At 63.9% G+C, this 14,369-nt stretch carries 13 protein-coding genes; 4 read left to right on the forward strand and 9 right to left on the reverse strand.

Features of this window, described 5'->3' with window-relative positions:
- Positions 1-295 precede the first annotated feature (295 nt).
- The 4 genes from IPU70_RS09480 to IPU70_RS09495 all read left to right on the forward strand — a co-directional run bounded on the left by IPU70_RS09480 (position 296) and on the right by IPU70_RS09495 (position 8,059).
- Positions 296-3,769 (forward strand): DEAD/DEAH box helicase, encoded by a 3,474-nt coding sequence (locus tag IPU70_RS09480; protein WP_242702399.1) that lies wholly within the window; start codon positions 296-298, stop codon positions 3,767-3,769.
- Between the two features lie 202 nt (positions 3,770-3,971).
- The gene (locus IPU70_RS09485) at positions 3,972-4,478 is read left to right on the forward strand and encodes a sigma-70 family RNA polymerase sigma factor (protein WP_207466755.1); all 507 of its coding nucleotides are present in this window, start codon (positions 3,972-3,974) and stop codon (positions 4,476-4,478) included.
- 37 nt (positions 4,479-4,515) lie between these two features.
- Complete coding sequence (locus IPU70_RS09490; protein ID WP_207466757.1) at positions 4,516-5,541, forward strand: FecR domain-containing protein; 1,026 nt, start codon at positions 4,516-4,518, stop codon at positions 5,539-5,541.
- A gap of 115 nt (positions 5,542-5,656) precedes the next feature.
- A complete protein-coding gene (locus IPU70_RS09495) occupies positions 5,657-8,059 on the forward strand; it encodes a TonB-dependent siderophore receptor (protein ID WP_207466759.1) in 2,403 nt (800 codons plus the stop codon).
- Here the strand turns inward: IPU70_RS09495 and IPU70_RS09500 are convergent.
- From IPU70_RS09500 to IPU70_RS09540, 9 genes are all read right to left on the reverse strand, one after another.
- Positions 8,049-9,038, reverse strand: a complete 990-nt coding sequence (locus tag IPU70_RS09500; protein WP_207466761.1) for a zinc-dependent alcohol dehydrogenase family protein — start codon at positions 9,036-9,038, stop codon at positions 8,049-8,051. The two genes, IPU70_RS09495 and IPU70_RS09500, sit on opposite strands and share 11 nt — an antisense overlap.
- A gap of 61 nt (positions 9,039-9,099) precedes the next feature.
- Positions 9,100-9,402 carry a helix-turn-helix transcriptional regulator gene (locus IPU70_RS09505; protein ID WP_207466762.1) on the reverse strand — a complete coding sequence of 101 codons (303 nt, stop codon included), beginning with the start codon at positions 9,400-9,402 and terminating at the stop codon, positions 9,100-9,102.
- A gap of 52 nt (positions 9,403-9,454) precedes the next feature.
- A complete protein-coding gene (locus IPU70_RS09510) occupies positions 9,455-10,111 on the reverse strand; it encodes a hypothetical protein (RefSeq protein WP_207466763.1) in 657 nt (218 codons plus the stop codon).
- Positions 10,112-10,181: 70 nt separating this feature from the next.
- Positions 10,182-10,433: a hypothetical protein gene (locus IPU70_RS09515; RefSeq protein ID WP_207466764.1), complete on the reverse strand. Its 252-nt coding sequence runs from the start codon at positions 10,431-10,433 to the stop codon at positions 10,182-10,184.
- 96 nt (positions 10,434-10,529) lie between these two features.
- Positions 10,530-10,973 carry an aminoglycoside 6'-N-acetyltransferase gene (gene aac(6'), locus IPU70_RS09520; protein WP_013393175.1) on the reverse strand — a complete coding sequence of 148 codons (444 nt, stop codon included), beginning with the start codon at positions 10,971-10,973 and terminating at the stop codon, positions 10,530-10,532.
- A gap of 91 nt (positions 10,974-11,064) precedes the next feature.
- Positions 11,065-11,835, reverse strand: coding sequence for an SDR family NAD(P)-dependent oxidoreductase (locus IPU70_RS09525; RefSeq protein WP_207466765.1), 771 nt, complete (start codon positions 11,833-11,835; stop codon positions 11,065-11,067).
- 1 nt (position 11,836) lies between these two features.
- Complete coding sequence (locus IPU70_RS09530; protein ID WP_207466766.1) at positions 11,837-12,535, reverse strand: ABC transporter ATP-binding protein; 699 nt, start codon at positions 12,533-12,535, stop codon at positions 11,837-11,839.
- A 9-nt stretch (positions 12,536-12,544) separates the two neighbouring features.
- On the reverse strand, positions 12,545-13,318 hold the full coding sequence (locus IPU70_RS09535; RefSeq protein ID WP_207466767.1) for an ABC transporter ATP-binding protein: 774 nt from the start codon (positions 13,316-13,318) through the stop codon (positions 12,545-12,547).
- Positions 13,315-14,346 carry a branched-chain amino acid ABC transporter permease gene (locus IPU70_RS09540; protein WP_207466769.1) on the reverse strand — a complete coding sequence of 344 codons (1,032 nt, stop codon included), beginning with the start codon at positions 14,344-14,346 and terminating at the stop codon, positions 13,315-13,317. Before IPU70_RS09540 ends, IPU70_RS09535 begins: the two co-directional genes overlap by 4 nt.
- Between the last annotated feature and the right edge of the window lie 23 nt (positions 14,347-14,369).

Raw genomic sequence — 14,369 nt, forward strand, 5'->3', positions numbered from 1 at the left:
TCAGCTACCGGTGGAGGTGACTGCCAAGCATTTCGACAGCGCCATTCTCTTGGGAAAAATTCCATGTCACAACTTCCAGGATCATTAAGGTCTTGAGGGTTATAGGCGCCAAACGCTTACCGCATAAAGGCAGCCGACCGACTACGTGGCGAAAGCGCCTTAGAATCATTGATAATGTCTGCCAGACTATGACAGGGCAGCGGTCACCCTCATTGCCGGGCCTTTTTAGTCAGTTCATATAGAGAAAAGGCAAATAGAGGTAGATACGTTGGCGACAACGCGACCATATTTCAGCTTGAGCATTGGGAATCTGGAATCCATCCTTGATCAGGCCCAGGGCAACCCGGAAATCTTGGAGCTACTCCAGGACGAACTCTCGCATCGGAAAACTGAGCGGGCAACACAATTAGCGAACCGCATCCGGGGGGAAATGCCGCCTCAACCTGAGAGAGAGCAGCCCCCCATGCCTGCAAGCCGGCCGGCCCCGTCTGCTGCCGCTGCTCGGCCGGCCGTTGGTACGCCACCTTCGACGAAAAAAATCACCCCAGTTGCCAGACGCGCGGATGATCCCATCTCGATCATCGAGGCTTGGACAGCGATGGAAGCACTTTCTCCGCAGACCTATCGCCAGCCGGCGGATTTGGCGAGCGGCGATGCGCGCTGCATCGCACAACTCGATCACGACTTATTGCCTTGGCAGCACGGCGAAAAATCTCGCCCGAACTATCAACTGTTTTATCAGATAGTGCTTGGCGCCATCGATATGAAGGTCGCCACTGACGCACTGGTCAAGACTTATGGAGAAGAAGAGGAAAGAAACGCGCGCGCACAGGAAAAGGCCGTCATTGCAGCAGCACTGATAGATCGCGACGGCCATCTAGTCCAGGAAAATGGCGTCGCCATATCCAGCTTCGCCTGGGCACTGCCTGTTGCCTTGGAAGGGGATCTCACCCACTTGGGTCGCTGGGTTGATCTGGAAGAACGCCTAGTCAAAGATCTTACCGAACGCCTGGTAGAGCGTGACGAGAATGGCGAGTCTGTGCCAGTGAACCGGCGATTGATCGATGAAGCCTTTAAATGGCTGATCGAGAAATTGCGGATTCCCGCAGGCTTTTACCAGGCTCCGAAGTTCTCGGTCAGGGTCCACCGCTATTACAAGGCCAAGAATCCACCCGACGTTTCCTTACTAAACTCGTTCTACCTGAATGATCTGGCGAGGATCCGGCAATTGGTGACCGCCAACAATGTCACGCCACCCCTTGCCCGCTATATTGGTCTGCAGAGAGTTGAGCGTAGCCAGGACCTGCTAGGTAATCACGGTTTAGTCGAGGAACTCATCGCCCCCAAGGGCTTCCCCCAAGCCCGTTGGCCCGCGCCTGGGGGGCACTCGCTTGTGACGCTGCAGCAGGCCGCTGTAAATGCGACACGCAGCGTCATTGGTCAAACGCCAGGCATCGCGGCGGTGAATGGCCCACCCGGAACCGGAAAAACAACACTGCTGCGCGATATTGTCGCTGCCTGCGTACTGGACCGTGCAATGGCCATGGCCAAGTTCGACGATCCCAGTCGCGCCTTTGAAACCACTGGGATCAAGATTCCGGCCGGTGATCGCGCATTCTTCCATTTATATCGGGTAGACCCGTCGCTCAAAGGCCATGAAATCATTGTTGCCTCAAGCAACAATAAGGCCGTCGAGAACATCAGCCGCGAACTGCCATCCGCTAATGCGATGGGCCGCAATTTCCAGTATTTCAAGACTATTTCCAACCGGCTCAACGCAGCTCGCGCCGGACAGGGTACAAGTCCTTCTGAAGAAGCCACCTGGGGCCTGATTGCTGCCGTCCTCGGAAATGCGGAGAACCGGAGTGCCTTCCAGCAGGCAGTCTGGTTCGACCCCGATTACAGCCTGCGCATCTATCTAAAGGCCGCCAAAGGCGATTCGGTAATTCGTGAAATTGTTGATGACGCCGGCAAACTCATCCGGCGTGAAACGCCGGCCGTCGTAACAAAAGAAGCGCCACCGTCGCCCGAGCAAGCCAAAACAGAATGGGCGAAGACGCGCCGCCGCTTCCAGGCTTTGAAAAATGAACTGGACGAGGAACTGCGCCGCCTGGAAGAAATCCGGCAAGAAGGCCTAAGGTTGCCCGGAGCCCGTCACGCCGTCGCTGTGGCCGAGCAACAGCATCAACGCGATCAGACTGAGTATGAGCGCCTTGCGGCGCTCTTGGAAGAGCTTCAATCCCAGCTAACACTCGCCGAACGGACCTTACGAGACATTGAAGCCGGTGAGCAGCGCGCACGCCACTCCAAACCATGGTGGCTGCATCAGATATTCAATACTCGTCGATATAGAGACTGGCAAGCGCAATATGCCCCTCTTGCGGAGAATGCGCGAAACCTCCGCCGCACTGTTGCGCAGTCAAGAAGAGATTTCCTGGCTGCACAAAGCGCTCGCGATGAAGCAAAACGTACGCGCGCGCGCGCTCAGCAGTTCCTTCAGACAAGCATGTCCGAGCTGGAGACGCTGGAACTGGCGATAGCAGGCCATAGAGAGATCCTCGGCAAGCACTTGGTTGGAGAAGATTTCTTCTCCCGCGGTCATGAAGCGTGGAATCTGTCCACGCCCTGGATAACGCCGGCGATTCAACGCAAGCGGGAGGATCTCTTTGAAGCCTCAATGGCTCTGCATCGCGCCTTCATCGACGTCAACGCTCAACGGATTTCCCATAACTTCGGCGCCCTTATGGACGCCATGCAAGCCGGCGCGTTCCAGGATCCAGCCAAGCTGGCGCTATTAGGTGATCTCTGGACCACGCTATTTCTGATCTGCCCAGTAGTATCGACGACTTTTGCGTCGGTAGACCGCATGTTGGGCGACTTGCCTCCCGCGTCCTTTGGCTGGTTGCTGCTGGATGAAGCCGGCCAGGCAACGCCGCAGGCAGCGGCTGGCGCCATCATGCGCGCTAAGCGTGCGGTTGTTGTGGGCGATCCTCTGCAAATCCCTCCTGTCGTATCGCTGCCCCAAAAGCTGACCGCACAAATCGCCAAGCACTTCAACATCGATAAACTGCGCTGGTTGGCCCCGGAAGCGTCGGCCCAGACTCTGGCAGACGAAGCCTCTTATCACCGCGCCGAGTTCCAGGCCAGCGCAGGCACACGTGAAGTCGGCCTACCTCTGCTGGTGCATCGGCGCTGTCAGGATCCGATGTTTCGCATTGCCAACGATATTGCCTATGACGGGCAAATGGTACATGCCGCCGGCAGTCCTTCGATCAGCAGGATTGTCGATATCTTGGGTGGCCCGCGATGGCTGGATGTGGATGGCACGGCAGATTCCAAGTGGTGTCCAGCCGAAGGCAATCTCATGCTAGACCTGCTACGCCAGCTGTCCGAGGGGGGCGTGACTTCTCCTGATATCTACATCATTACGCCGTTCCGTATTGTTGCTAATGAGCTTCGGAAGCTGCTTCGCCAGGAAGAAGCGCTTTTCAGGGCCTTTAACGTGGACATGAATGATTGGATCAACGAGCGAGTCGGCACCATTCATACCTTCCAAGGAAAAGAGGCCGAAGCAGTCATCGCGATTTTGGGAGCGCCAACGAAGGCCCAACAAGGTGCCAGATCGTGGGCAACGAGTACGCCCAACATTCTGAATGTGATGGTATCGCGCGCTAAACGGACCATGTACGTGATTGGTTCCAGAACATCTTGGTCTACGTCAGGACACGGCCGGACGATGGCCAAGCTCCTGAACAGCCACGAGAACTGAAATGTCTTCTATCGGCCATGGACATATAAGCGATTCAACCGCCCCCTCCCCGGCAGCACGCCCCTGACGGTGCGCCGGGCGATCTGAGAGCGCGGCAGGGCCGGCCTCTTGTCGCCACGTCGCGACTCACTTTAGAATGCGGATGATTCTCATTTTTCACGGCGCCGGTTTCCTCCAGGCCCGCGACAAGCCGGAGGGCCGCATGTCCGCGACCGAGTTTGCAGTGCCGTCCCAGGGCATCGATGTCCTGTACGCGAATCACCACGGCTGGCTGAAGGGGTGGCTGCGGCGCCGGTTGGGCAATTCCTCGGACGCCGCCGATCTCGCCCATGACACGTTCATGCGTCTGCTGGTCCGCGGCGAGACTATCGCGGTGCGCGAACCGCGCGCGCTGCTGACCACGGTGGCCCAAGGCGTGGTGTCCAATTTCATGCGGCGCCGCCGGATCGAAGAGGCCTATCTGGCCAGTCTGGCCGACCTGCCGGAGCGCGAAGCGCCCGGTCCCGAAACCCGCGCCATCCTGCTTGAGACGCTGATCGAGCTGGACCGGCGCCTGGATACGCTGGCCGCCCCCGTACGCCAGGCATTCCTGCTCTCGCAGCTTGAAGGCATGAAGCAAGCGGACATCGCCACGACGCTGAACGTGTCGCTCGCCACTGTGCAGCGCTATATCGCAAAGGCGGCGCACCTGTGCTTTTTCGGCGTCTGATGATCGCCCCCGACCAGCCGCCGCGACCGACACCGCCATGCCCATTTCGCCCGCGGACCCGAGCCTGACGGCGTTTCCTCAACTGAACGGCCCACCGCTGCCCGCAAGCGTCAGCCTGCGCGCCGTGGAGTGGCTGGTCGCCCTGCAAGCAGCCGATGCCAGCGACGCCACGCGCGCAGCCTGCCTGCGCTGGCGGGCGGAACACCCCGACCATGAGCGCGCCTGGCGCCACATCGAGTCCTTCGGCCAGCAATTGCGCGGATTGAACACGCCGCTCGTACGCGGCACGCTGACACATGAAGACCGCAACGGCCGGACACGCCGCCGGGCCATCAAGACCCTGGCCCTGGCCCTCTTCGCCGGCGGCGGCGCCTGGCTCGCGCGCGACAGCCTGTGGCACGGCTGGCAGGACTGGCAGTCCGACCACCACACGGATACCGGCGAGCGCCTGGGCGTCACGCTGGCCGACGCCAGCCGCATCGACCTGGACACCGCAAGCGCCATCGATGTGCGCTTCGACAACGCGCAGCGCCTGGTCCGGCTGCTGCGCGGCCGGATCCTCGTCACCACCGCGCCCGACCCGGTCTCCCCGATCGGGCGCCCTTTCCTGGTCGAAACGGCCCAAGGCCGCGTGCGCGCGCTTGGCACCCGCTACAGCGTGCACCAGTTCCCAGGCCGCAGCCAGGTCGCGGTGTTCGAGGGCGCAGTAGAAATCCGTCCCGACCTCCACGCGGACGCGCCGCGGCTTATCCACGCTGGCGAACAGGCCTCGTTCACCCGCGAGGCCGTTGATCAGCCCCGGCCCGCCGAGCCGGGCGATGCCTCATGGTCCGTGGGCATGCTGGTCGCGCAGGACATGCCGCTCTCCGACTTCGTCGCCGAACTTGCGCGGTACGTGCCTGGCCGGCTGGCCTGCGCCCCCGATGCCAGCCACCTGAAGGTTTCTGGCATCTATCCATTGGACGACGCCGATCGGGTGCTGGACATGCTGCGCCGGACGCATCCGGTCGAAGTCGACCGGATGACGCGCTATTGGATCACCGTGCGCCTGCGCGGCGCCTAGCGCGACGGCGCGCAAACCATCCGCCTGTTTTTTTCGGACAAACGTGAGGGGTTTCCGGTTTTCAAGTGGCAAACCTAATAGAAGCCACATTTTTTCACCGGAAACCGGACCCCTCATGGACTACCGCCTGCCTCGGCGCGCCGCGCGCCTCATCACATGCAATACCTTGGCGCTGGCCGCAAGCCGCACCTTCTGGGTCACGGCGACAGGCATCGCCTTGAGCGCCGGCGCGAACGCCGTCCAGGCCCAGGTCGCTGCCCGAACCTACGCGATCCCCGCCGGCACGCTGGAAAGCGCGCTGACCCGCTATGCGCTCGAAAGCGGATTGATGTTGTCCTATTCCGCCAGCGATATCGCGGGCAAGCGCAGTACCGGCCTGCAAGGCAGTTTCGAGGCGCCCGAGGCCCTGGCCAGGCTGCTGGCCGGCACGGGACTGGCGGCCCGGCTGCAACCCAACGGCGGCTACGTGCTGCGGCCGCTGCCCGGCGGACAACCGGGCCAGGAGTCCGCGCAGACCTTGCCCGCGGTCACGGTCACGGGCCTCCATGAATCCGCCTCCGGCCCGGTGCAAGGCTTCGTCGCCCACCGCAGCGCAACCGCGACCAAGACCGACACGGCGCTGCACGAAACGCCCCAGTCCGTCTCGGTGGTTCCGCGCGACCAGGTGGTCGCGCAGGCGGCGGACTCGCTGGACCAGGCGCTCGGCTACACCGCCAGCGTCATGTCGCTGGAAGGCGGAGCGCTCAGGCACATCGGTACCCGCTTCACGGTCCGCGGCTTCAACATCACGGGCGCGGCCCCGCTGTATCTGAACGGCACCAAGTTCCCCATTAACTCGCTCAGCGGCGCGATCGAGCCCTACAACTTCGAACGCATCGAACTGCTCAAGGGGCCGGCCTCGATCCTGTACGGCCAGGCCGCGCCGGGCGGGATCATCAACCTGGTCAGCAAGCGCCCCACGGCGGAGCCCCTGCGCGAGCTCGAACTGCAGACGGGCAGCTGGAACAAGAAACAGATCGCCATGGACCTGGGCGGCCCGGTGACGGAGGACGGGAATGTGCGCTACCGCCTCACCGGCCTGGCGCGCGACAGCGACACCATGATCGATTACATCAACAATGACCGCCAGTCGCTGGCCGGCGCGCTGGAGTGGCAGATCAGCGATGCCACCCTGATCACCCTGCTGGCCAGCTACAGCCGGACCGACAGTCCCTACGATTCAGGCAAACCGCTGGAAGGCACGCTGCTATCCAATCCCAACGGCTCCATATCGCGTTCACGCTTCGTCGGCGAACCGGGCTTCGACCGGTATGTCGTGAAGGGTTCCACCCTGGGCTACCTGCTCGAACACAGGCTGAACGACGATTGGCAGGTCAGGCAGAACCTGCTGGCCTATGAACACAAGGCCGACAACCAGTACGCCGCAGTGAATGCGCGCGTGAGCCCGTCGAACCCTGCCTTGGGCACGCGCTATGCCATCACCCGATACGACACCGACAAGGGACTCGCCGTGGACAACCAGCTGCTGGGCAAGCTGCGCCACGGCGGGGTCGAACACACGCTGTTGTTCGGCATCGACTGGAGCAAGAGCGAATTCACGCGTTCCCAGGAGTTCGGCGCCATTGCGCCGATCGATCTGTACAAGCCCGTCTATGGCGCCCGGCCCAATCTCGGCGCCCCCAACTATTCCGAAAACGCCGTGCGCCAGCTGGGCTTCTACGGGCAAGACCAGATCAAGTTCAACGACCGCTGGATCGTGCTGCTGGGCGGCCGCTACGATTCCGTCCGCACCGACTCGACGCCGGGCTCGGGAAGCCAGAACTCCCATGCCTTCACGCCGCGCGCCGGCCTGATGTACCTGTTCGACAACGGCCTGGCCCCCTACTACAGCTACAGCAAGTCCTTCCAGCCCACCCCTGGTTTGGACTTCAGCGCCAATCCCTTCAAGCCCACCACCGGCGTACAGCACGAGATCGGCTTGAAGTACGAACCCAAGGGCGTGGACGCGTCGATCACCGTGGCGCTCTACGAAATCACGCAGCGCAATGTCCTCACCAGCGATCCCGCCCACATGGGCTACCTGGTCCAGACCGGCGAAGTCCGCTCGAAAGGCGCCGAGATCGAGGCCCGGGCAAGCCTGAACCGGCAACTGGATCTGGTGGCCGCCCTGGCGACGACGGATGCGCGCGTCACCAAGAGCAATCTGGGCAATGAAGGCTCGCGGCCCGCCTCGGTCCCGCGCAACATGGCTTCGCTCTGGATGGACTACCGGTTCTCGTCCGTGCCGGGCCTGAGCGCGGGCGTCGGCGTGCGCTACGTGGGCCGCCAGGAGATCTATGACCTGCCGGTGCCCTCCTACACCACGTACGACGCCGCGCTGCGCTATCAATGGGACAAGTGGCAATTCGCCCTGAACGTCAAGAATCTGGCCAACAAGACCTATGTGGCCGCGTGCCCGGGCACCTGCTTCTATGGCGACGAGCGCAACATCACGCTGACGGCGCGCATCAACTGGTAAGCAGCGATTCGTGGGCCGAGGACGCGACGGCAATCGCGATCTTTCCCTGGAGGCCGTTGCTGGGACTCTCCAGCCGCGCATGAGCCAGCGCTATATCGGCAAGCGCATAGACCGCGCCCACGTGCGGCCGCAACTGGCCGCGCGCGACCAGTGCGCTCAACTCATCGAGCTTGCCGCGGTTTTGCCGCGTGAACACGAAGTGGTAACTCGCGTTCTTGCCCCAGGCCTGGATCAGGTTTTGCGGCTGGGCGATATCCACGATCGAAACGACCCGCCCCAGTTGCGCAAGCGCATCGGGGCTGCGCGCCAGGGTGTTGCCGCCGATGGTGTCGAACACGACGTCGACGCCGCGCCCGCCCGTCTCCCGCATGATGGCTTCGACGTAGTCTTCCTTTTCATAGTCGATGGTCACATCGGCGCCCATGCTGCGCGCGAACTCGGCGTTGGCTGCGCGCACGGTCGTGTATACCCGTGCTCCGATGGCTTTCGCCAGTTGGATCGCCACATGCCCGACGCCGCCCGCGCCGCCATGCACCAGGATGCTCTCCCCAACTCTCAGGCCGGCGCGCACCACCAGCGCTTCCCACGCCGTCCCGCCGACCAAGGTCAGGCTGGCCGCCTCGAGATGGCTCAGCGAGGGGGGCTTCCTCCCGATGATGCTCTCCGCGGCGACGTGGTACTCGGCGTAGCTGCCCGGCCCGTCAAATATCTGCGGGGTGTACCAGACTTCATCGCCAGGAGCGAAGGCCGTCACGCCCAGCCCCACGGCTTCGACCACGCCGGAGACATCGTGCCCGGTAATGGCCGGTAGCGGCACCAGGTCGGGATAGTCGCCGCGCCGGACTTGATAGTCCAGGGGATTGATCGACGTTGCATGCACCCGGACCAGGACTTGTCCCGCCTGCGGCACAGGCACGGGCAGGTCGCGGAGTTCGAACGATTCCGGGCCGCCAAATGATTGGAGTGTCATCGCCTTCATGGTTTTCCTTGCTTCGATAAATAGGGATATCGGGAATTTCCGATATTTACCAGTAAAAAAATTACAGCTCTTTCCCGATCAGCGCGGCAAGAGCGCGTATGGTTGCTTCGTTCCGCTTGTAGTAGGTCCACTGACCGATGCGCCTGACTTCCACCAGGCCCGCGCGTTGCAGCGTCGCCAGGTAGTCGGACACCGTGGACTGCGACAGCCCGACGCCTTCCTGGATGCTGCTGACGCAGACGCCCACCGTATGAACATCGCCCTCGTCCTGAGGCGGGAAGTTCTTGGCGGGGTCCTTCAGTCCTTTCAGGATCTCAAGGCGGGTACGGTTGGAGAGGGCTTTGAATATTTCGAGCAGATCCATGGGCGGATTGTATCGAGATTTCCCGATATGTCAATGAACCGAGCTCGCACCCTTACTTGTCGACCGACCGCATATCGCAAGTCGTCTCCGAAGACGAGCAGACGCCGCGGAACCACGCCCGCCCTCGCGTGCGGTCCTTGGGCGCCAGTGGCTCGAACGTCTCGGTGTTGCGCATCTCGTAGTCGAGCAACAGCCATTCGCCCTCGCAGGCAACGATGCCGCGCAGCGAGGCTCTCTCAGTCAGCCAGTCGCCTCCCAGGTCCAGCAGCCGCTCGCTGCTGGCATCCGGACGGGCGTAGCCCCGCGCCGACTGGATACCGACCTGCGCATCCCCGGCCTCGATCCAGCCCTCGCCCCGATACACGGGCCGCGGCTTGCTCTGTTGGTCGCCGGTCTTGTCGTCGCTGGCGTTCCTGATCTTGAGCCAGCCGTCGCGCGCCTCGATCACGTCGAAGGTGACGCTGTAGTAGTCGATATTGGGATCGGCGCCTTCGCCGCGAGTGGTCGGCAGGCTGCCCGCCACCGCGGCCTGGGCGGACGCCGCCGCGCGCACCTGGATGGCTGGCTTCTCGTCGGTCGTCCATCCCGAGAAGCTGCACGTCGTCGGGCCCGGCGGGGTCCAGGCGGCGAGCTTGGACGCAGCCTCGGCATGGAGCGCGGGCGATAAGGTCAGCGCGGTTAGCACCAGGAGAATCCGTCGAACAGTCATGGGATTGAACGCTTCGTCGATTGCGGGCCGGCAAAGCGTAGCATGGCGAGCCGCGTCGATCGGACCCCCATCAATTACTGTTGATCCATTCCTGCGTATCCCGCACGAACCAGGGCAGATTCAAGCGCTCGCCTTCGCCGGACTGTATGGTCAAGCGCTGATCCGAGGAGCCAGGAGTCGTGTTCTTGCCCTGCCCCGTGGAAGGAGACCGGCTGCGGTAGTCCAGCTCGGTTTGCTGAGGAGGTTGGTCCGCGCAGGCGGCGATCAACGCGCACGCGAGCGCAACGAGGACAAGCCGCAGTGCCGGACGAAGGGTCTTCATGATGTACTCGTTCCTGCTGAGGGCACGGGCCAAAGTGCCGGAAAATCAGGGCCTACAGCCCATACCTTACTCGCAATGCAAGACCTGCGTGGCCTGTCACAGCGGCATATTGAAATAGACGACCCGCTGAGTCTCTTTGAACCCCAGGCGCGAGTGGGCGGCCTGGCTTACCAGATTGTCCAGCGCGGTATCCGAGGCCAGCTCCTTGCATCCCCTATCCAGCGCCCACTCCCGAACGGCGGCGACCAGGGCCCTGGCCGCACCCCGCTGCCTGGCTTCGGGAATGACGTACAACCCTTCCAGGAACGCCACGGGGCTGGAGTCCGTGCCATTGACGTAGTCCGTTCTGATGGAAGCTTCGGCAAGACCCAAGGCCTGCCCGCCATCGGAACTCACCAGAAACTGGGCGTACCTGTCCGGCGAAGACACCTGGTCGTCCATATCCTGCTGGTGCTCGGCGGCCGACGCATCAGGCCAGAGCGCCATGCGCAATTGGAGCCATGCGGCATTCCGGGAAGAAGTGATTGCGGTGGTTTTCATGGGCAGGATTGGTTCTCCAGGTGACGCGCAAAAATTTATCACCCTGTCCTGCCCGCTGTCGAAGCGCATCCGCGCAGCTGCATGCGCCGCCCTACTCCTGCACCGGCACCGTATAGTTCAGCGCCAGCCGGCCGCCGTCCGCATACACCGTCTGCCCGGTCACATAGCTGGCGTCGTCGCTGGCCAGGAACAACGCCACCTTGGCGACTTCATCCGTCGATCCCAACCGCTGCATGGGAATGCGCGACAGCACGGTCCTGCGGGCTTCGGGATTGCTGGTGATCGTGGCCAGGATCTCGGTATCGATGCTGCCGGGGCCGATGGCGTTGACCCGTATGCCATGCGGCGCCAGGGACAGCGCCATCGATTTGGTCATCTGCCGCACCGCGCCCTTGCTGGCGCCGTAGGCCAGCTGGTCCGGCATGGCCAGCTCCGCCGTCATCGAGGACAGGGTCACGATGGCGCCGTTGCCGCGTCCGCCCGCCACCATGGCGCGCGCGGCGGCCTGCGCCACCAGGAAGGTGCCGCGCACGTTGACGTTCATGACCGCGTCCAGGTCTTCCAGCTTCAGGTCCAGGAAATCCGCGGCGCGGATCACACCGGCGTTGCAGACGCAGATATCCAGGCCGCCCCAGCGCCGCACGCACTCGTCGGCCAGCCGCTGGGCGTCGGCCGGATCGGTCACGTCCGCCAGCGCCGCGGCGGCGCGTTCTCCCAGCGAGCGGACCGCCGCCATCAGTTCGGCCTCCTTGCGATCGGCCAACAGCACGTATGCGCCCTCGGCCACGAAGCGCCGCGCGATCGCCAATCCGATGCCCCCGGCCGCGCCGGTGACCAGCGCCACCTTGTCCTGCAATCTCATCTCAGACTCCCACGTAGGCGGCCACCAGGTCGGGCCGTTCGGACAATTCCGCCGAGCTGCCGCGCCACACCGTCACCCCCTTGTCGAGGATGACGTTGCGGTCCGACAGGCGCAGCAAGGCCGTGGTGTTCTTGTCCACCACGATCATCGACAAACCTTCGGCCTTCAATTGGGCCAGCACGCGCCAGATTTCGGCGCGCACCACCGGCGCCAGCCCTTCGGTCGCTTCGTCCAGCACCAGCAGGCTGGGGTTGGTCATGAGCGCCCGGCCCAGCGCCAGCATCTGCTGCTCACCGCCGGACAGCTGGGTGCCCAGGTTGGCGCGCCGTTCGCGCAGGCGCGGAAACAGTTCATACACGCGTTCCAGCGTCCAGCTGCGGGCGCCGCCGCGGACGATGGCCGTGGCGACCAGGTTCTCTTCCACCGTCAGGGTCGGGAAGATCTGGCGCCCCTCGGGCACCAGCGACAGCCCCATCCGGCCGATCCGGTACGGCGCCAGCCCGCGCAGGGAACGGTCGGCGTAACGGATGCTGCCCTGGCTGGCCGGCAGCAGGCCGAACAGGCACTTGATGACGGTGCTGCGGCCCATGCCGTTGCGCCCGATCAGGCCGAGAACCTCGCCCTGGCCCACGTCCAGGTCTACGCCGAACAGCGCCTGGCAATGCCCATAGGCCGCCGTCAATCCACTGATGCTCAACATGGCGGCTCCTTATGCGTCGGCGTCGTCGCCCAGATAGGCGCGGCGCACGTCGGGATGGTTGCGTATCTGGTCCGCGCTGCCGGTGGCAATGATCTTGCCGTAGACCAGCACGCTGATGCGGTCGGCCAGCGCGAACACGGCGTTCATGTCGTGTTCGACCAGCACGATGGTGTAGCGGCCCTTCAGGCTTTGCAGCAAGGCGATCACGCCCGCGCTTTCTGCCGCGCTCATGCCGGCCATGGGTTCGTCCAGCAACAGCACCGACGGCTCGCCCGCCAGCGCCATGGCGATCTCCAGCTGGCGGCGCTGGCCGTAGGCCAGGCTGTCCACCTGCGCCTCGGCCACGTCCTCCAGCTTGCAGGCCCGCAGCGCCTGCCGGGCGGCGTCCACCACGTCGGCGCAATCGCGCAAGGCAGTCCAGGCCGACAGGCGCCGGCGGCGCTTGCGCAAGGCGGCCAGGCAAGCGTTGTCCAGCACCGTGTAGCTGTCGAATACCGAGGTCACCTGATAGGAGCGCAGCATGCCCTGCGCCACGCGTTCCTGCACCGTGGCACGGGAAACGTCGGCGGCGCCCAGGCGCACGGCGCCGCCATCGGGGCGCAATTCGCCGGAAAGCAGATTGATCAGGGTGGTCTTGCCCGCGCCGTTGGGCCCGATCAGCGCGTGCAGTTCGCCCGGGGCCACGTCCAGCGACACGCCGTCGGTCGCCTTCAGGCCGCCGAAGCGGCGCACCAGGTCCTGCGTCGACAAACCCACGGGCGCGGCGGCGGTTTCCATGTTCATGCCGAGGCCTCCTTGGCGAGCGCGTCCGGCGGACGGCGGTCCTTCTGCCCGTCCGCGGCCGGCGGCTGGGCCGTCGGCGCGGCGGGCGGCGGACGCCGCAGCCAGGCCAGGGAATTGGCATAGCCGCCCTTGGCCACCATGGCGATGATCACCACCGCCGGCCCCATCAGCAGCATCCAGTGCTGCGTCATGCTCTTGAAGGCTTCTTCCATCAGCAGATAGGCGACCGCGCCGACGATCGGGCCCAGCACATTGCCCAGCCCGCCTATCACCACCATGACGATGAGCTCGCCCGACACCGGCCAGGACATGTAGCTGGGCGAGGCAAAGGCGGTCAGGTTGGCCAGCAGCAGCCCGGCCACGCCGGTCAGCACGCCGGAGGCCACGTAGGCCGTCAGGCGCACGCCGAACACCGAATAGCCCAACGCGTCCACGCGCCGCGGATTGGCGTGGGTGGCGCGCAGGATCATGCCGAAGGGGGAGCGGCGCAGGCGCACCATCGCCAGGCTGGAGACCAGCAGCACGGCCCAGGCCGCCCAGTACACGGGCTGACTGCCGCCCAGGTCGAACAGGCCGAAGGAACTGGCTTCGTAGATGTTCAGGCCGTCGTCGCCGCCGTACTCGCGCAGGCTGACCGCCAGGAAATAGAACATCTGCGCGAAGGCCAGCGTGATCATGATGAAGCCTATGCCCGACGTGCGCAGGCAGACCGTGCCGACGATCAGCGCCACCAGCGCGCACACGGCGATGCACACGGCCAGCTGCAGCCAGCCGTTGCCGAAGCCGTAATAGCTGAGGATGCCCACGGCATAGCAGCCCAGGCCCAGGAACATGGCGTGGCCGAAGCTCACCAGCCCGGCAAAGCCCAGTACCAGGTTCAGCGCCAGCGCGGCCAGCGCGTAGATCAGGATGCGCGCGCCCAGCGTCACGTAGAACGGTTCGCCCAGCCATTGCGCCACAAAGGGCACGGCGGCCAGGACCAGGAACAGCAAGGGCAGCGCCCAGCGCCGGTGTTTGTGTTCTTGCATGATGATCGAATCCCAGGACAGGC

Origin of the sequence: Achromobacter sp. SD115, assembly GCF_017355315.1 — a bacterium.
GTDB lineage: Bacteria > Pseudomonadota > Gammaproteobacteria > Burkholderiales > Burkholderiaceae_B > Achromobacter > Achromobacter xylosoxidans_B.

Coding starts and splice junctions, on each gene's coding strand:
- IPU70_RS09490 (WP_207466757.1), top strand. CDS start 4,516: ATGCCCATTTCGCCCGCGGACCCGAGCCTGACGGCGTTTCCTCAACTG.
- IPU70_RS09530 (WP_207466766.1), bottom strand. CDS start 12,535: ATGTTGAGCATCAGTGGATTGACGGCGGCCTATGGGCATTGCCAGGCG.
- IPU70_RS09535 (WP_207466767.1), bottom strand. CDS start 13,318: ATGAACATGGAAACCGCCGCCGCGCCCGTGGGTTTGTCGACGCAGGAC.
- IPU70_RS09505 (WP_207466762.1), bottom strand. CDS start 9,402: ATGGATCTGCTCGAAATATTCAAAGCCCTCTCCAACCGTACCCGCCTT.
- IPU70_RS09510 (WP_207466763.1), bottom strand. CDS start 10,111: ATGACTGTTCGACGGATTCTCCTGGTGCTAACCGCGCTGACCTTATCG.
- IPU70_RS09525 (WP_207466765.1), bottom strand. CDS start 11,835: ATGAGATTGCAGGACAAGGTGGCGCTGGTCACCGGCGCGGCCGGGGGC.
- IPU70_RS09515 (WP_207466764.1), bottom strand. CDS start 10,433: ATGAAGACCCTTCGTCCGGCACTGCGGCTTGTCCTCGTTGCGCTCGCG.
- IPU70_RS09540 (WP_207466769.1), bottom strand. CDS start 14,346: ATGCAAGAACACAAACACCGGCGCTGGGCGCTGCCCTTGCTGTTCCTG.
- IPU70_RS09500 (WP_207466761.1), bottom strand. CDS start 9,038: ATGAAGGCGATGACACTCCAATCATTTGGCGGCCCGGAATCGTTCGAA.
- IPU70_RS09495 (WP_207466759.1), top strand. CDS start 5,657: ATGGACTACCGCCTGCCTCGGCGCGCCGCGCGCCTCATCACATGCAAT.
- IPU70_RS09485 (WP_207466755.1), top strand. CDS start 3,972: ATGTCCGCGACCGAGTTTGCAGTGCCGTCCCAGGGCATCGATGTCCTG.